Annotated in this window: 13 protein-coding genes; 9 read left to right on the forward strand and 4 right to left on the reverse strand. The window is 70.6% G+C overall.

All coding sequences use genetic code 11. From position 1 onward, the window contains the following. Positions 1-58: 58 nt before the first annotated feature. The 3 genes from ADJ73_RS08520 to ADJ73_RS08530 all read right to left on the reverse strand — a co-directional run bounded on the left by ADJ73_RS08520 (position 59) and on the right by ADJ73_RS08530 (position 5,097). Positions 59-2,497 carry a sodium-translocating pyrophosphatase gene (locus ADJ73_RS08520; protein WP_050347924.1) on the reverse strand — a complete coding sequence of 813 codons (2,439 nt, stop codon included), beginning with the start codon at positions 2,495-2,497 and terminating at the stop codon, positions 59-61. A 189-nt stretch (positions 2,498-2,686) separates the two neighbouring features. Further along, a complete protein-coding gene (locus tag ADJ73_RS08525; RefSeq protein ID WP_050347925.1) occupies positions 2,687-4,756 on the reverse strand; it encodes an acyltransferase family protein in 2,070 nt (689 codons plus the stop codon). Between the two features lie 11 nt (positions 4,757-4,767). Next, on the reverse strand, positions 4,768-5,097 hold the full coding sequence (locus tag ADJ73_RS08530) for a 4a-hydroxytetrahydrobiopterin dehydratase (RefSeq protein WP_050347926.1): 330 nt from the start codon (positions 5,095-5,097) through the stop codon (positions 4,768-4,770). A 29-nt stretch (positions 5,098-5,126) separates the two neighbouring features. Between ADJ73_RS08530 and ADJ73_RS08535 the strand changes: the two genes are divergently transcribed. The 7 genes from ADJ73_RS08535 to ADJ73_RS08565 all read left to right on the forward strand — a co-directional run bounded on the left by ADJ73_RS08535 (position 5,127) and on the right by ADJ73_RS08565 (position 13,933). Beyond that, entirely contained in the window at positions 5,127-5,561 is a 435-nt protein-coding gene (locus ADJ73_RS08535; protein WP_050347927.1) for a (deoxy)nucleoside triphosphate pyrophosphohydrolase, read from the forward strand. A 46-nt stretch (positions 5,562-5,607) separates the two neighbouring features. Then, complete coding sequence (gene typA / locus ADJ73_RS08540) at positions 5,608-7,500, forward strand: translational GTPase TypA (RefSeq protein WP_050347928.1); 1,893 nt, start codon at positions 5,608-5,610, stop codon at positions 7,498-7,500. A 254-nt stretch (positions 7,501-7,754) separates the two neighbouring features. Continuing rightward, positions 7,755-8,765 carry an ABC transporter permease gene (locus ADJ73_RS08545; protein ID WP_050347929.1) on the forward strand — a complete coding sequence of 337 codons (1,011 nt, stop codon included), beginning with the start codon at positions 7,755-7,757 and terminating at the stop codon, positions 8,763-8,765. A gap of 99 nt (positions 8,766-8,864) precedes the next feature. Then, positions 8,865-10,604, forward strand: a complete 1,740-nt coding sequence (locus ADJ73_RS08550; RefSeq protein WP_050347930.1) for an ABC transporter substrate-binding protein — start codon at positions 8,865-8,867, stop codon at positions 10,602-10,604. Positions 10,605-10,763: 159 nt separating this feature from the next. Next, a complete protein-coding gene (locus tag ADJ73_RS08555) occupies positions 10,764-11,777 on the forward strand; it encodes an ABC transporter permease (RefSeq protein WP_050347931.1) in 1,014 nt (337 codons plus the stop codon). 17 nt (positions 11,778-11,794) lie between these two features. Then, the gene (locus ADJ73_RS08560; protein ID WP_050347932.1) at positions 11,795-12,877 is read left to right on the forward strand and encodes an ABC transporter ATP-binding protein; all 1,083 of its coding nucleotides are present in this window, start codon (positions 11,795-11,797) and stop codon (positions 12,875-12,877) included. 9 nt (positions 12,878-12,886) lie between these two features. Further along, complete coding sequence (locus ADJ73_RS08565; RefSeq protein ID WP_082176848.1) at positions 12,887-13,933, forward strand: ABC transporter ATP-binding protein; 1,047 nt, start codon at positions 12,887-12,889, stop codon at positions 13,931-13,933. A 190-nt stretch (positions 13,934-14,123) separates the two neighbouring features. Here ADJ73_RS08565 and ppk2 read toward each other — a convergent pair whose 3' ends face one another. Next, positions 14,124-15,014, reverse strand: a complete 891-nt coding sequence (gene ppk2, locus ADJ73_RS08570; RefSeq protein WP_050347933.1) for a polyphosphate kinase 2 — start codon at positions 15,012-15,014, stop codon at positions 14,124-14,126. A gap of 166 nt (positions 15,015-15,180) precedes the next feature. Between ppk2 and ADJ73_RS08575 the strand changes: the two genes are divergently transcribed. Both ADJ73_RS08575 and ADJ73_RS08580 read left to right on the forward strand, forming a co-directional pair. Further along, positions 15,181-16,032, forward strand: coding sequence for a PIG-L family deacetylase (locus tag ADJ73_RS08575; RefSeq protein WP_050347934.1), 852 nt, complete (start codon positions 15,181-15,183; stop codon positions 16,030-16,032). Next, a complete protein-coding gene (locus tag ADJ73_RS08580; RefSeq protein ID WP_050349326.1) occupies positions 16,025-16,531 on the forward strand; it encodes a flavin reductase family protein in 507 nt (168 codons plus the stop codon). Before ADJ73_RS08575 ends, ADJ73_RS08580 begins: the two co-directional genes overlap by 8 nt. Positions 16,532-16,561: the final 30 nt, after the last annotated feature.

Raw genomic sequence — 16,561 nt, forward strand, 5'->3', positions numbered from 1 at the left:
CGCCGCTCGGTGCGGAGGTGGGCACGGGCGCGGGAGAGGACGTCACCCGCGAAGCGTCTCACGCGGGTGTGACAGACCCCCTGCCCGCGCCGTCGTGAGCGGGCTCCGGGTCCGCGGTCAGGGCCGAGCCGTCGCCGATCCGCATGCCGTAGAAGGAGCGGTAGACGAAGTAGGCCGACACCACGAAGAACACCGCGGCCAGCGAGTGCGTCAGCACCGTCCCCTGGGAGGTCGCCAGCCGCACCGCCAGCTCGACGGCCAGCAGCCCGAACAGGGTGGTGAACTTGATGACCGGGTTGAGCGCGACCGAGGACGTGTCCTTGTAGGGGTCGCCGACCGTGTCCCCCACGATGGTGGCGTCGTGCAGCTGGGTGCCCTTGGCGTGCAGGTCGACCTCGACGATCTTCTTGGCGTTGTCCCAGGCACCGCCGGCGTCGGCCATGAAGATCGCCTGGTAGAGCCCGAAGAGCGCGATCGAGATCAGATAGCCGATGAAGAAGAACGGCTCGACGAAGGCGAACGCCAGCGTGGAGAAGAAGACCCCGAGGAACATGTTGAGCATGCCCTTCTGGGCGTACTGCGTGCAGATCTCCACCACGCGACGGGAGTCGGCCGCGCTGGCCTTGCTCGCGCCGTCCAGCTTGATGGTGTCCTTGATGAACTCCACCGCGCGGTACGCGCCCGTCGTCACGGCCTGGATCGACGCCCCGGTGAACCAGTAGATCGTCGCCCCGCCGGTGATCAGGCCGAGCAGGAAGGGCGGGTGCAGCAGCGACAGGTGCACCATCTCGGCGTCGCGGCCGCCGGTGAGCGCCATGACGATCGAGAAGATCATCGTGGTCGCGCCCACGACGGCGGTGCCGATGAGCACCGGCTTGGCGGTGGCCTTGAAGGTGTTGCCGGCGCCGTCGTTCTCCTCCAGCAGGTACTTCGCCCGCTCCCACTGCACGTCGAAGCCGTGCTCCGCCCGGATCTCCTCGGCCGCACCGGGGATCTTCTCGATGACGGACAGCTCGTAGACGCTCTGCGCGTTGTCGGTCACCGGCCCGTAGGAGTCGACCGCGATGGTCACCGGGCCCATGCCGAGGAAGCCGAAGGCGACCAGCCCGAAGGCGAACACCGCGGGCGCGATCATCAACGACCCCAGCGCGATCGTCGAGATCAGGTAGGCCCCGCCCATGAGCCCCACGATCGCGATGCCCAGCCAGTATGCCGAGAAGTTGCCCGCCACCAGCCCCGAGAGGATGTCCAACGACGCGCCGCCCTGGCGCGAGCTCGTCACCACCTCGCGGACGTGCCGCGAGTGGGTGGAGGTGAAGGCCTTGACCAGCTCGGGGATCAGCGCGCCGGCGAGCGTGCCGCACGAGATGATCGTCGCCAGCTGCCACCACAGCCCGTCGCCGAGGTCGGAGACCAGCGCCCACGACGTGGCGTAGGTGAGCAGGATGCACAGCGCCGACGTCAGCCACACCAGCGCGGACAGCGGGACCTCGAAGTTCATCCGGTCCAGGCGGGCGTAGCGCCGACCCGCCATGAGCTGGTTGCCGGCGTAGGACAGCCCGGACGCGACGACCATGACGGCGCGGATCACGAAGATCCAGACGAGCAGCCTCACCTGCACGGCGGGGTCGTGCACCGCGAGCAGGATGAACGTGATGAGGGCGACCCCGGTGACGCCATACGTCTCGAACCCGTCGGCCGACGGGCCGACCGAGTCGCCGGCGTTGTCGCCGGTGCAGTCGGCGATGACGCCGGGGTTGCGGGCGTCGTCCTCCTTGATCTTGAAGGCGATCTTCATCAGGTCCGAGCCGATGTCGGCGATCTTGGTGAAGATGCCGCCCGCGATGCGCAGCGCGCTCGCGCCGAGCGACTCACCGATGGCGAAGCCGATGAAGCAGGCGCCCGCGAGCGAGCCCGGCACGAAGAGCATGATGACCAGCATCATCAGCAGCTCGATGCTGATCAGCGCCATGCCGATGGACATGCCGGACCTCATGGGGATCTCGTAGACCGGGTAGGGCTTGCCGCGCAGCGCCGCGAACGCGGTCCGGGAGTTGGCGAAGGTGTTGACGCGGATCCCGAACCACGCGACGGCATACGACCCGCCCATCCCGACCAGGCTGAACGCGAGGACGACCAGCACGCGCCCGGGGGAGTAGTCCATGAGGAAGGCGAAGTAGGCGACGATCACCGCGGCGATGAAGACCCACAGCATCAGCAGGAACCTGCCCTGCTGGACGAGGTAGGCGCGGCAGGTGTCGTAGATCAGCTCGGACACCTCGTGCATGGACGGGTGCACCGGCAGCCGTCGCAGCTGGACATAGGTGACGGCCCCGAAGACCAGGCCGAGCAGGCAGACCACGAGCCCGCCCAGCAGGAGGGTGTGCCCGTCGATGCCGCCGAGGAAGCGGACCGACCCCAGGTCCGGCAGGTGCAGGTCGGCCTCGCCGGAGGCGGGGACGCGGAGTGGGGGCGCAAGGACTGTGTCTACCGGCATGATCGGCTCGATCCGAGAACGTCGTCGTTCAGCTGTCGCTGGTCACCGAATCCGTCTAGTGGCAGCTACGACACTACGAGGGCGCCGTGGGCCCCTGCCCGCCGGGGTGGCGGTTGCGCCCGTATGCCGTGCCCCCGCCCGGCGGGGCCCCCGCCCGACGGTGGCTGAAGGGGTCGCTCGGCTGGCTGCTCAGCTCGGCAGCTTGGCCTCGATCACGGGCGCGAGGGTCTGCATGAAGGAGTAGGCGACGTGGTCCTGGTCCATGTAGACCGGGATCCCGCCCGCGACGGCGTAGCAGGTCCGCTGGTCGCAGTAGGCGTCGGACAGGTCCACGAAGCGCACCTTGGGGTTGGTGGTCGACCGGGCGGCCTGGGTCAGCTGGTCGGTCGGGAGGGCTTCCGCGCGCGGGTGGGCGCAGGCCTGCTGGTCGCCGCTGTGCTGGGCCAGGCACTGGGGCATGTTCTGCTCCCCGGTGCGGGGGACGTCGCGCAGCGCCACGACGTCGGCGAAGGAGGTCCACTCGTCCCACACGCGGTGGTAGGCGGCGTCGGAGTCCTTGCCGGGCACCGGGGAGGCGCTGGCGAAACCGCTGGTCAGGATCAGGTCCACGCCCTGCTGCTTGAGCAGCGGGGTGCTGCGGCGCAGCCAGGTGCGGCACTCGTCGGGGTCGTCGCGCCGCTTCTTGCCGAACATCGGCAGCGACGCGTCCACCGCGGGGCAGGCCTGCTTGATCATCACGATGACGCGCCAGCCCTTGCGGCGGGCGACGTCGTGGATGGCGGCGCGGTAGTGCTCCGCGTGGGAGTCGCCGACGATGGCGACGGTGCGGGAGCGGGCGCCCCAGCCGCACTCGAGGTAGGGGTCGTGCTGCGTGGTGCAGCCGTCGACGGTCTTCCACGGCACGTCGCCGGGCCCGGTGCTCACCAGGGGCGCCCGGGTGAACGCGTCGGGGCAGCGGTCGAGGTGCAGGCCGGCGCGTCCGCCCGCGCAGGGCCCGCCCGCCGCCTCGGCGATCGTCGCGTCGCGGCGCCAATCGGCGATGGCGGACGCCCCGAGGACCATCGCGCCCACCAGGACGAGCACCCCCATGGCCGCCGCGGTCGCCTGCAGGGTGCGGCGGGTGCTGGCCCGCACCTGCGGGACGTATCGGGTGGCGTCCTCCACGTAGACCTTGGACAGGTGCGACAGCACGAGCGTCAGCGCGACGATGGCGAGCTGGTGCCACAGCTGGACGGACCCGCCCACGACGTAGGGGAGCACGACGATGAGCGGCCAGTGCCACAGGTAGACGGAGTAGGAGATGTCCCCGAGCCACTGGGCGACGCGGTTGCTGAAGAGCCGGTCGGCGCGGTCGTGGCCCTCGCAGTCGCCGGCCAGGATGATCATCGCGGTGCCCACCACCGGCCACAGCGCCACCCACCCCGGGAAGGGGGTCTGCTGGGACAGGAGGAGCGCGCTGAGCAGCAGCATCCCGAGCCCGACGTAGCGCAGCACCACGGCGAAGGGCCCGGGCGGCGCGTAGCGGCGCAGCACCAGCGGCAGGATCGCGCCGGCCGCGAACTCCCATGCCCGGGTGGGCGTCACGAAGTAGGCGGCGGCCTGGTCGGAGGCGGTGAAGGCCACGGAGAAGACGAAGGACGCCAGGGCGGTGACCGTCAGGACCGCGCCGATGGCGACGACCGGGCGGCTGGGTCGCCGGCGCCGGGCCACGGCCAGCGCGAGCAGGATCAGCGACGGCCAGACCAGGTAGAACTGCTCCTCGGTGGACAGCGACCAGTAGTGCTGGACCGCCGACGCCGCCTCGTTGGAGGCCGAGTAGGTGACGGCCTTGGACGCCAGCCAGAGGTTCTGGACGTAGCCGGTGGAGGCGACGATCTCCGCCGCCGCGCCGCTCCAGGTGTCCTGCGGCAGGAAGACCAGCGTCAGCACCGCGGAGACGAGCAGGACCAGCAGGGAGGCGGGCAGCAGCCGGCGCGCACGACGGGCGTAGAACGCGCCCAGCCGGATCCGGCCGGTCGACTCCACCTCGCGGATCAGGTGGCTGGTGATGAGGTAGCCGGAGATGACGAAGAACGCGTCGACCCCGACGAAGCCGCCCCGGAACACCCCCGTCGGCCAGAGGTGGAAGAGCACGACGAGCCCCACGGCCCACATGCGCAGCGCCTGGATCTCCGGCAGGAAGGCGCGGTGGGCGCGGCGGTCCAGCCGGGCGCGACGGGTGCCGGGGCGGGGTGCTCGGACGGTGGTGGTCTCACTCATCGCCGCTCACGCTAGCGGCGCGGGCCCCCGGCCGGTGGCGCCACACGGGCCCCGGTGGCCTCGGCCCGCTGCCGGATGCGGTGGGCCAGCTCGACGTCGAGCTGGGTGATCCCGTCGCGCCAGTGGGTCCACAGCTCCCAGCGGGTGCGCGCCATCCGGATGTCGATGAACGGGTGGTGGTCCATCTGCTCGGCCTCGTCGGCCACCCACTCGACCAGCCGCACCGCCTCCAGGAAGGTCGGGGACTCGTAGGTCGCCACCAGGTGCCCGTCGACACGCTCCCACCCGGGCAGGTCGCCCAGCTGACGGGTGATCTCCTCGTCGTCCAGCAGTCGGCTCATGGGCACCATTGTGGGCGAGGATGGTCCGTATGACGTCGCCCGCCGCCTCCCACATCGCCGTCGTCGGCGCCGCGATCGTGGACGACCTCGACCGGCCCCGCCGGATGCTCGCGGCCCGTCGCACCGAGCCCGCCGCGCTGGCCGGGGGCTGGGAGCTGCCCGGGGGCAAGGTCGACCCGGGGGAGTCGGAGCTGGACGCGCTGCACCGCGAGCTGCGCGAGGAGCTCGGGGTCGAGGTGCGGGTGGGCGCCGAGGTGGCCGGTCCCCTCACGGACGGGCGGTGGCCGCTGAGCCGGCAGCACGTCATACGGGTCTGGCTGGCCCAGGTGAGCGTGGGAGAGGTGCGCCCGCTGGAGGACCACGACGAGCTGCGCTGGCTCGAGCGGGGCCAGCTCGACGACGTGCCGTGGCTCGCTGCGGACCGCCCCATCGTCGCGGCCGTCGGGGACCGGCTGACGGCCTGACCGGAGGTGGTCGAGAGGTCCGCCGCGGGCTGCGACAATGGAAGGCATGGCCCAGAAGACCCGCGGCGACATCCGTAACGTCGCCATCGTTGCCCACGTCGACCATGGCAAGACGACCCTCGTCGACAAGATGCTCTGGCAGGGGGGTGCCTTCGGGGAGCACGACCACGTCGACGAGCGCGCGATGGACTCCGGTGACCTCGAGCGCGAGAAGGGCATCACGATCCTCGCCAAGAACACCGCGATCCACTACAACGGCCCCTCGGCGGCGGAGTTCCCCGAGGGCGTCACCATCAACATCATCGACACCCCGGGGCACGCCGACTTCGGCGGCGAGGTCGAGCGCGGCCTGTCCATGGTCGACGGCGTGGTCCTGCTCGTCGACGCGTCCGAGGGCCCGCTGCCCCAGACCCGCTTCGTGCTGCGCAAGGCCCTGCAGGCCAAGATGCCGGTCGTCCTGTGCATCAACAAGGTGGACCGCCCCGACTCGCGCATCGCCGAGGTCGTCGACGAGGTCTACGAGCTCTTCATGGACCTGGACGCCGACGAGCACCAGATCGAGTTCCCGATCGTCTACGCCTCCGCCAAGGCCGGCCGCGCCTCGGTCGAGCGCCCCGCCGACGGCGAGCAGCCCGACAGCCCCGACCTCGAGCCGCTCTTCCGCACCATCATGGAGACCATCCCGGCCCCCACCTACGACGACGAGTCGCCGCTGCAGGCCCACGTCACCAACCTCGACTCCTCCAACTTCCTCGGCCGCCTGGCGCTGCTGCGCGTCTTCAACGGCGAGATCCGCAAGGGCCAGCAGGCGACCTGGTGCAAGCACGACGGCAGCCAGGAGCGGGTCAAGATCACCGAGCTGCTCGTCACCGAGGGCCTGGAGCGCAAGCCGGCCGAGGTCGCCCGCCCGGGCGACATCATCGCCATCGCCGGCATCGGCGAGATCATGATCGGCGACACCATCACCGACCCCGAGGACCCGCGGCCGCTGCCGATCATCAAGGTCGACGAGCCCGCCATCTCGATGACCATCGGCACCAACACCTCGCCCATGGTGGGCCGGGTGCGCGGCGCCAAGGTGACCGCCCGCCTCGTCAAGGACCGGCTCGACCGCGAGCTGATCGGCAACGTGTCGCTCCGCATCCTGCCGACCGAGCGACCCGACGCCTGGGAGGTCCAGGGCCGCGGGGAGCTGGCGCTCGCCATCCTCGTCGAGCAGATGCGCCGGGAGGGCTTCGAGCTCACCGTCGGCAAGCCGCAGGTCGTCACCCGCGAGGTCGACGGCAAGGTCCACGAGCCCGTCGAGCGGCTCACCATCGACGTCCCCGAGGAGCACCTCGGCGCCGTCACCCAGATCATGGCCGCCCGCAAGGGCCGCATGGAGCAGATGACCAACCACGGCACCGGGTGGGTGCGCATGGAGTTCCTCGTGCCCTCGCGCGGGCTCATCGGCTTCCGCACCGAGTTCCTCACCGAGACCCGCGGCGCCGGCATCGCCCACCACGTCTTCGAGGACTACGAGCCGTGGTTCGGGGCCATCTCGACCCGCCAGTCCGGCTCCCTGGTCTCCGACCGGTCCGGCCCCGTGACCTCCTACGCCATGGTCAACCTGCAGGAGCGCGGCGTGCTCTTCGTCGAGCCCGCCACCGAGGTCTACGAGGGCATGATCGTCGGCGAGAACTCCCGCGCCGACGACATGGACGTCAACATCACCAAGGAGAAGAAGCTCACCAACGTGCGCGCCTCCTCCGCGGACAACTTCGAGAAGGTCGTGCCGCCGCGCAAGCTGTCGCTCGAGCAGTCCCTGGAGTTCTGCCGCGAGGACGAGTGCGTCGAGGTGACCCCCGAGGCGGTCCGGATCCGCAAGGTGGTGCTGGACGCGACCGAGCGGGCCCGCACCGCCGCTCGCGCCCGCAGCGCCGCCAAGCGCGAGGGCTGACCCCCACCTGCGCCCCGGCGCCCCCGCGCTCCCACGATCGTGGACCCGTTTGGTCGCCATACGACCAGAAGGGTCCACGATCGCGCGAGGGGGGATGGGGAGAGGTGCGGGGGCCGGGTGAGGCAGGTCACGATCAGGACACGGTGACGGCGCGGGTATTTCCCGAGGCGGGCCCAGTCCATAGTGTCTGACCACCGCCGCCCGGGACGCTCACCCGGCGACCGCGGTCCGCTCACCGAAAGGCCGCGACGACGATGTCGACCTCACCCAGCCATGCCGATCAGGCGGAGGCCGCGGTCGAGATCGCCCACGGGGGAGACGTCGCCGAGATCCAGGGCAGGTCCCCGTGGCAGCTGGTCCTCGGGCGGCTGCGCCGCGACCTGGTCACGATGGTGGCCCTGGTCGCCTCGATCGTCATCATCCTGCTGGCCGCCGCGGCGCCCGTGCTCAAGGCCGCCGGCGTCCTCGACCTGGACAACCACGACGAACTGGTGCAGGGCATCGGCTCGATGCCGACCGGCTCGATGGGCGGCATGTCGGGTGAGCACCTGCTCGGCGTCCAGCCCGGCACCGGGCGCGACCTGCTGGCGCTGATCCTCTCCGGCATGACGACCTCGCTGATCGTGGCGGTGTCCGCGACGGCGGTCGCCATCGTCCTCGGCACGATCATGGGTCTGGTGGCGGGCTTCGCCGGCGGCTGGCTCGACTGGCTCATCAGCCGCGTCATCGACCTGGTGCTGTCCTTCCCGCAGACGCTGATGCTGCTGTCCCTGCAGACCGTGCTGGTGACCTTCATCGCCAGCATGGTCGGCATGGCCGACACCGCCTCCACCCCCAAGATCCTCTTCATGATCTCGGTGCTCGGGTTCTTCGGCTGGCCCTACTTCGCCCGCATCATCCGCGGTCAGGTGATGTCGCTGCGGGAGCGGGAGTTCGTCGAGGCGGCCCGCTCGCTCGGCGCCCGGCCGTGGCGGCTCTACGTGCACGAGCTGCTGCCGCACCTGTGGGCGCCGATCCTCGTCTACACCACGATGATCCTGCCGCAGAACATCGCCCAGGAGGCCGCGCTCGGCTTCCTCGGCGTCGGCGTCCCGCCCCCCACGATCTCGCTGGGCACGCTCCTCAACGACTCGATCCAGTACGCCCTGCCCGACCCGGCCTACTTCCTCTTCCCGGGCCTCGCCGTCTTCCTCATGGTGCTGGCCTTCAACCTGCTGGGCGACGGCATCCGCGACGCCCTCGACCCCAAGGCGGACCGGCAGTGACCGACGCCCCACCACCGGCCGCAGCGTGACCGGCCCCCACCGACCCCTCCACCACCCCATCACCGCGCACCCGCGGTGCGCCCCACCCAAGGAGAAACCATGATCCGTACGACCAAGGGCGCCGTCGTCGTCGCTCTGGGCACCGCGGCGACGCTGGGCCTCGCGGCCTGCGGCGGCGGCGGGGGCTCGACGAGCGGCTCCGGCAACCAATCCCCGGCAGCCAAGGGCGGCACGCTCACCGTCATCAACCTGGGCCCCAAGGAGCACCTCGACCCGCAGCGGATGTACGTCGGGGCGGACATCCTCTTCGGCTCGCGCACCTACGCCCGCACGCTGACGACCTACACCCCGGGCAACGACGCCAAGATGGTGCCGGACCTCGCCACCGACACCGGCCAGATGTCCGACGGCGGCAAGACCTGGAAGTTCACCCTCGTCGACAACGCCAAGTGGCAGGACGGCCAGCCCGTCACGTGCGAGGACGTGAAGTACGGCGTCTCGCGCACCTTCGCCCAGGACGTCATCACCGGTGGCCCCAACTACGCCCTGACCTTCCTGGACATCCCCACCAAGAAGACGCCGGACGGCGACGTGCCGGTCTACTCCGGCCCCTACAAGTCGGACGCCGCCGGTCAGGCCGCCTACGACAAGGCGGTCAGCTGCTCGGGGCAGACCATCACCTTCAAGTTCAAGACCCCGTGGACCGACTTCAACATGAACACCGCGGCGCTGACCGCGTTCGCCCCCTTCCGCAAGGACAAGGACCAGGGCGCCAAGTCGGACTACCAGGCCTTCTCCAACGGCCCCTACATGCTCGAGGGCGCCTACGACGCCAACAAGGGCGGCACCTGGGTTCGCAACCCCAACTGGTCCGCGGACTCCGACAAGGTCCGCCAGGCCTTCCCGGACAAGATCGTCGACACGCAGGGCGTGCAGATCGAGACCGGCTACCAGCGGCTCATCGCCGACGCGGGCGAGGACAAGACCGCCATCTCGGCGCTGCAGGCCCAGGCCTCCACGCTGCCGCAGATCGAGAGCAACCCCTCGGCGAAGTCGCGCTCGGTCAACGTCCCCGCGCCCTACGTGGACTACCTGGCGCCCAACTTCAAGTCCAAGACGATGGCCAACCCCAAGATCCGTCAGGCCTTCGCCATGGCGACCAACCGGGGCTCCTACATCACGGCCTACGGCGGCCCGACCGTCATGACCCCCTCCTTCGGCATGTGCAACAAGGCGCTGAAGTGCGCCAAGGACTTCAACCCCTTCGGCAACGACGCCAACGGCGACGTCGAGGGCGCCAAGAAGCTCCTGCAGGAGGCCGGTGCCCCCTCGCCGCTGCCGATCACGGTCGTCTACCGCAAGCGCGGCAACGCCGACAAGGCCCTCACCGCGCTCAAGGAGACCTGGGACAAGGCGGGCTTCAACGTCACCCTGCAGCCCATCGCCGAGAAGTACTACGCGACGATCCAGTCGCCCGGCATGGCCGACAAGGACGTCTTCTGGGCCGGCTGGGGCGCCGACTGGCCGTCCGGCTCGACGGTGCTGCCGGCCCTCTTCGACGGCCGGGTCAACATCTCGGCCGGCGGCTCGGGCCAGGACTACGGCTACTTCAACGACCCGGAGGTCAACGCCAAGATCGACGCGACCTACGGCATCCAGGACGAGGCGCAGCGCGAGAAGGCCTGGGGCGACATCGACGAGATGATCGGCAAGAAGGGCGGCTACATCTCGCTGGTCAACCAGAAGTTCACCTTCATGCGCGGCTCGGGCGTGAAGAACTTCGAGGTCAACGCCCAGATGGGCGGTTACCCCGACCTGGCCCGCATCGCCGTCAAGTGACCTGCCCGTATGCCGGTCCGCGGGGTGCGGCCTCGACCGACCGCCGCACCCCGCACCGGCATACGGCCTCGTCTCCCTGCTGCGGCCGGGCGCCCGTCGCCCGGCCCACCCACGAACCCGAGAGGCGGTGAGGGCGCCACGACCTGGCGCTGACGCCCGATGGTCTTCTACATCCTGAGGCGACTGCTGACCGCCGTCGTCATGCTGCTGCTCGTCGTCCTGGCGACCTTCCTGGTGTTCTACGCCGCGCCGGAGGACCCCGCCCGCCTGACCTGCGCCAAGAACTGCACGCCCGCGGTGATCGAGGGCAACCGCAAGTTCATGGGCTTCGACAAGCCGGTGACGACGCAGTACACCGACTTCCTCACCGGCATCGTCGCGGGCCGGGACTACCCGGCCGACCCGGAGCTGCGCCGCAGCGCGCCGCAGCTGGCCACCCACTGCGACGCGCCCTGCCTCGGCTACTCCGTGCTCAAGAGCAAGTCGGTGACTGACATCCTCAAGGACACACTGCCGATCACGGCCTCCATCGCCATCGTCGCCTTCGTGATCTGGATGGTCATCGGGGTGCTCGGCGGCATCCTCGCGGCCCTCAACAAGGGCAAGTGGATCGACCGCCTCGTGGTGACGCTCGCGCTCGTGGGCTACTCGCTGCCCACGTTCTTCATCGGCCTGCTGCTGCTGACCTTCGTCGCGATCAAGTGGCAGGTCGTCCCGCCGCCCAGCTACACGCCCTTCGCCGACAACCCGGCGCTGTGGCTGCAGGGGCTGCTGCTGCCAGGCCTGACCCTGGCCAGCATCTTCGCGGCGCAGTACGTCCGGCTCACCCGCGCCTACATGATCGAGACCATGTCCGAGGACTACATCCGCACCGCCCGCGCCAAGGGCCTCAAGCGGATCCCCATCATCCGGCGCCACGGGCTGCGCGCCGCGCTGACCCCCATCGTCACCGCGGCCGGTCTCGACCTCGGCGGCATCCTCGGCGGCGCCGTCATCACCGAGTCCGTGTTCAACTTCCAGGGCGTCGGCTGGCAGGCCGTGCGCGCCATCCAGGAGACCGACCTGCCGGTCATCGTCGGGATCGTCCTGGTCGCCGCCACCTTCATCGTCCTGTCCAACCTCGTCGTCGACGTGCTCTACGGCGTCATCGACCCGCGCGTGCGGCTGAGCTGAGCAAGGAGCGCGAACCCATGAGCACCAGCTACGCCGACACCGCCCCCGGGGCGGCGGCCCCGCGAGACGGGGGAGCGGCATACCTGCAGGTCGAGGACCTCAGCGTGCACTTCCCGACCGAGGACGGACTGGTCCGGTCGGTCGACGGGCTGACCTTCTCCCTCGACAAGGGGCGCACGCTCGGCATCGTCGGTGAGTCCGGCTCGGGCAAGTCCGTGACCAGCCAGGCGATCCTCGGTCTGCACCGCGGCACCCGCGCCCGGCTCGGCGGCTCGATCCGCCTCGACGGCCGCGAGCTGCTGACCATGCCCGAGGACGAGCTGCGCCGGCTGCGCGGCAGCACCATGGCGATGATCTTCCAGGACCCGCTGTCGGCGCTGCACCCCTACTACACCGTCGGCGCCCAGATCGTCGAGGCGATCCGGGTGCACCACCCCGGCACCTCCAAGGCGGCCGCGAAGGAACGCACCAAGGAGCTGCTCGACCGCGTCGGCATCCCCAACCCCGCCAAGCGCGTCGACCAGTACCCCCACGAGTTCTCCGGCGGCATGCGCCAGCGCGCGATGATCGCCATGGCGCTCGCCAACGACCCCTCGCTGCTCATCGCCGACGAGCCGACCACCGCCCTCGACGTCACCGTCCAGGCGCAGATCCTCGACCTCATGCGAGACCTGCAGCAGGAGTTCGGCTCCGCGATCATCATGATCACCCACGACCTGGGCGTCGTCGCCGAGATGGCCGACGACGTGCTGGTCATGTATGCCGGCAAGGCGGTCGAGCACGGCGCCGTCGACGACGTGTTCTACCACCCGCAGATGCCCTACACGTGGGGACTGCTGTCGTCGATGCCCCGCCTGGACCGGGTGCGCTCCGAGCGCCTCGTGCCCGTCCCCGGCAACCCGCCCTCGCTGATCCGGGTGCCGCCCGGCTGCGCCTTCAACCCCCGCTGCGCCTACCGCGAGGAGGTGTCCGGCGACCGCTGCCGCCAGGAGGTGCCCGAGCTGCGCGACGCCGGCACCAACGGCCAGCTCGTCCGGTGCCACCTCGAGCCCGAGCAGCGGCGGTCGCTCTTCGACACCACCGTGCAGCCGCGACTGTAGGAGCCCACCATGACCCCTCCCAGCACCGCCGGCGCCCCGGTGACGCGGGCCGCCGCCACCTCGTCGTCCGAGCCGCTGCTCCGCCTCACCGACCTGACCAAGCACTTCCCGCAGTACCGCCAGCGGCTCGTGCGCCGCGCCGACGCCCCCGTCAAGGCCGTCGACGGCATCAGCCTCGAGCTCCGACAGGGCGAGACCATCGGCCTCGTCGGCGAGTCCGGGTGCGGCAAGTCCACCGCCGGGCGCACCATGCTCAAGCTGCTCGAACCCACGGCCGGGACCATCCAGTTCGAGGGCCGCGACATCACCCGCGCCCGCGGCGACGAGCTGCGGCGGCTGCGCCGCGAGATGCAGATGGTCTTTCAGGACCCCTACGGCTCGCTCAACCCGCGGCACACGATCGGGTCCATCATCGCCGCGCCCTTCGAGATCCAGCGGATCAAGCCCGACGGCGGCACCAAGCGGGCCGTCCAGGGCCTCATGGAGCGCGTCGGCCTCAACCCCGAGCACTACAACCGCTACCCCCACGAGTTCTCCGGGGGGCAGCGGCAACGCATCGGCGTCGCCCGCGCCATCGCCCTGCGCCCCAAGCTGATCGTCTGCGACGAGCCGGTCTCCGCGCTGGACGTGTCCATCCAGGCCCAGGTCGTCAACCTGCTCGAGGAGATCCAGGACGAGCAGCACCTCAGCTACGTCTTCATCGCCCACGACCTGTCCGTCGTGCGGCACATCTCCGACCGCGTCGTCGTGATGTACCTCGGCAAGGTCATGGAGGAGGCCGACCGGGACACGCTCTACGAGCGCCCGCTGCACCCCTACACGCACGCGCTGCTGTCGGCAGTGCCCGTGCCCGACCCCCGGCGCCAGTCCCGTCGCGAACGCGTGCTCCTCAAGGGCGACCTGCCCTCCCCGCAGAACCCCCCGTCAGGCTGCGTCTTCCGCACCCGCTGTCCCAAGGCGCAGGAGAGGTGCGCCGCCGAGGTGCCCCTGCCCGTCGAGGTCGAGCCTGGCCACCGGGTGGCCTGCCACTTCCCGGAGCCGCGCGACGTCGTCTGAGCGCGCCGTCTGACGCTGCGTCCCCCGTCCCGGGTTGCGTTCCCGGTCTCGGCTTGCGTCCCCGGTCTGGGGCTGTGTCGTTGGTCTGGTGCTGCAGCTGAAGACGGGGGATGGTCGTCGAGACCGGGGCTGGCGGCCCAGACGGATCCGCGCCCGCGCCGTCCCGCACTGCGCCGCTCCGGTCCTCGACTCAGTCGTCCACGGTGTCCCGGCCCCGACGCACGATCAGCCCGTCCGGCTCGAAGACCACGTCCGGGTCCTTGCCGTCGTAGTCGAACTTGTTGAGGAAGTAGCGCATCGCGTTGATCCGGCCGCGCTTCTTGTCGTTGGACTTGATGGTCGTCCACGGAGCCCAGTCCGTGTCGGTCGCCGTGAACATGGCCTCCTTCGCCTCGCCATACCGGTCCCACTTGTCCAGCGACTCCAGGTCCATGGGGGAGAGCTTCCACTGCCGGACCGGGTCGATCTGCCGGATCGCGAAGCGGGTCCGCTGCTCCGCCCGCGACACCGAGAACCACAGCTTGGTCAGCGAGATCCCCGAGTCGACGAGCATCTTCTCGAAGAGCGGCGCCTGCTGCATGAACTGGGTGTACTGCTCGTCGGTGCAGAAACCCATGACCCGCTCGACACCGGCGCGGTTGTACCAGCTGCGGTCGAACATCACCATCTCCCCGGACGTCGGGAAGTGCTGGACGTAGCGCTGGAAGTACCACTGCCCGAGCTCGGTCTCGGTCGGCTTCACGAGAGCCACGGTGCGGGCATACCGCGGGTTGAGGTGCTCGTTGAACCGCTTGATCGTGCCGCCCTTGCCGGCGGCGTCGCGGCCCTCGAAGACGAGGATGTGCTTGCGCTCGGTCAGCCGCGTCCACTTCTGGAACTTCAGCAGCTCGACCTGCAGCAGGTACTTCTCGATGTCGTACTGCTCGCGGGTCATCCGGTCGTCGTACGGGTAGTCCTCGCGCCACGTCTCGACGGGGTCGCCGAGCGGGTCGATGAGGTCGGGGTCCGATCCCTGGTCGTCCCGCACGGTGTACCCCTGCTCGTGCAGGGTCGCGAGGTACTCCCGGAAGTTCTGCTGCATCGTGGCTCCAGCCTGCTCAGGACGGGTCCGGGTGCCCTGGCACGGCCCCTGCGGACGACTCGCGCGCAGCATAGGGAGCAGCGGTGAACGACGCATGAACGCTGACGCGGTCCGCCCGCGGACCACGCGCCTCGCCGCCCGCAGGAGACGGGTAACGTTCAGGGGGATGACGCTCTCCACACCGCTGACCGACCTGCGCCCGGCTCGGGTCGCGCTGGTGCACGCCCACCCGGACGACGAGACCCTGTGGACCGGGGTGACCATCGCCCACCTGGTGCGCGCCGGCGTCGAGGTGCACGTCGTCACCTGCACGCTGGGGGAGGAGGGCGAGGTGATCCCGCCGGCGCTGCGTCACCTCGAGGGTGACGGCCCGGCCCTCGCCGCGCACCGCCGGGAGGAGCTGCGCCGCGCCACGGCTGCGCTGGGCGCGACCTCCCACGTGCTGGGCGAGGACGGTGACGGTCCTCGCTGGCGCGACAGCGGTATGGCGGGATCCCCCGCCTCGCAGCACCGCTCGGCGTTCGCGAGCGGCGGGGAGGAGGCCGCGGCCGCGCTCGCCGAGGTCCTGGGGACGATCGGCCCGGACACGGTGATCACCTACGAGCGCACCGGCGGCTACGGACACCCCGACCACGTCGCGACGCACCGGACCACGCACGCGGCGCTGCGCCGCCTGGCCGAGCCACCCCGGCTGCTCGAGGTCGTCGTGCCCCGCAGCTGGGCGGTCGCGGACCGCGAGTGGCTCACCGAGCACGTCCACCGCACGGACGTGCGGGTGCCTGGCCCGGACGAGGCCTACCCGAGCTCGGTGGTCCCCGACGAGCTCGTGACGCACGTCGTGGTCGACGCCGCGGCGTCTGCCGTCCAGGCTGCGGCGCTGCGGGAGCACGCTACCCAGGCGACCGTCCACGACGGTTACTACGCCCTGTCCAACGATGTCGCGGCGCGGCTGTCCGGGCGTGAGGCCTACCGCCTCGTCCGGGTGGAGGGTGCGGCCGCGGGAGGTGCCCATGAGTGAGTCCGACGCGGTCCTGCCGGAGCCCGACGTCTACCGCCGCGCGATGGGCAGGTTCGCGACCGGCGTGGCGGTGCTGACCAGCCACCTCGACGGCGTCGATCACGCGATGACGGCTAACTCGCTGACCTCGGTCTCGCTCGACCCGATGATGCTGCTGTGCTGCGTCCAGAGGGACGCGAGGTTCCACGACGTCGTCGTCGAGGCCGGGGTGTGGGGGGCGAGCATCCTGCCCGCGTCGCAGCGGGGCCAGGCGGCGTGGTTCGCGACGCGCGGCCGGCCGGTGCACGGCCAGCTGGACCAGGTGGCCCATCACCGAGGTGCGCAGACGGGCGTCCCGCTCTTCGACGACGTGCTGACCGCGGTGGAGTGCCGCACCACCCAGGTGGTGCCCGCGGGTGACCACTCCGTCGTGATCGGGGAGGTCGTGGGGCTGGAGGTGCCCGCGGCGACGGGCGACGCGCTGACCTACTACCGCGGCGGTTACGGCCACCTCGCCTAGGCTCCCCCTAGGATCCCCCACCCGTCGCAC

It is taken from the genome of Arsenicicoccus sp. oral taxon 190 (assembly GCF_001189535.1).
Lineage (GTDB): Bacteria > Actinomycetota > Actinomycetes > Actinomycetales > Dermatophilaceae > Arsenicicoccus.

What these genes read in the sequence shown, in the direction of transcription:
- ADJ73_RS08530 (WP_050347926.1), bottom strand. Translation starts at nt 5,097, where the DNA reads ATGAGCCGACTGCTGGACGACGAGGAGATCACCCGTCAGCTGGGCGAC.
- ADJ73_RS08575 (WP_050347934.1), top strand. Translation starts at nt 15,181, where the DNA reads ATGACGCTCTCCACACCGCTGACCGACCTGCGCCCGGCTCGGGTCGCG.
- ppk2 (WP_050347933.1), bottom strand. Translation starts at nt 15,014, where the DNA reads ATGCAGCAGAACTTCCGGGAGTACCTCGCGACCCTGCACGAGCAGGGG.
- ADJ73_RS08565 (WP_082176848.1), top strand. Translation starts at nt 12,887, where the DNA reads ATGACCCCTCCCAGCACCGCCGGCGCCCCGGTGACGCGGGCCGCCGCC.
- ADJ73_RS08535 (WP_050347927.1), top strand. Translation starts at nt 5,127, where the DNA reads ATGACGTCGCCCGCCGCCTCCCACATCGCCGTCGTCGGCGCCGCGATC.
- ADJ73_RS08525 (WP_050347925.1), bottom strand. Translation starts at nt 4,756, where the DNA reads ATGAGTGAGACCACCACCGTCCGAGCACCCCGCCCCGGCACCCGTCGC.
- ADJ73_RS08560 (WP_050347932.1), top strand. Translation starts at nt 11,795, where the DNA reads ATGAGCACCAGCTACGCCGACACCGCCCCCGGGGCGGCGGCCCCGCGA.
- ADJ73_RS08545 (WP_050347929.1), top strand. Translation starts at nt 7,755, where the DNA reads ATGTCGACCTCACCCAGCCATGCCGATCAGGCGGAGGCCGCGGTCGAG.
- typA (WP_050347928.1), top strand. Translation starts at nt 5,608, where the DNA reads ATGGCCCAGAAGACCCGCGGCGACATCCGTAACGTCGCCATCGTTGCC.
- ADJ73_RS08550 (WP_050347930.1), top strand. Translation starts at nt 8,865, where the DNA reads ATGATCCGTACGACCAAGGGCGCCGTCGTCGTCGCTCTGGGCACCGCG.
- ADJ73_RS08520 (WP_050347924.1), bottom strand. Translation starts at nt 2,497, where the DNA reads ATGCCGGTAGACACAGTCCTTGCGCCCCCACTCCGCGTCCCCGCCTCC.
- ADJ73_RS08580 (WP_050349326.1), top strand. Translation starts at nt 16,025, where the DNA reads ATGAGTGAGTCCGACGCGGTCCTGCCGGAGCCCGACGTCTACCGCCGC.
- ADJ73_RS08555 (WP_050347931.1), top strand. Translation starts at nt 10,764, where the DNA reads ATGGTCTTCTACATCCTGAGGCGACTGCTGACCGCCGTCGTCATGCTG.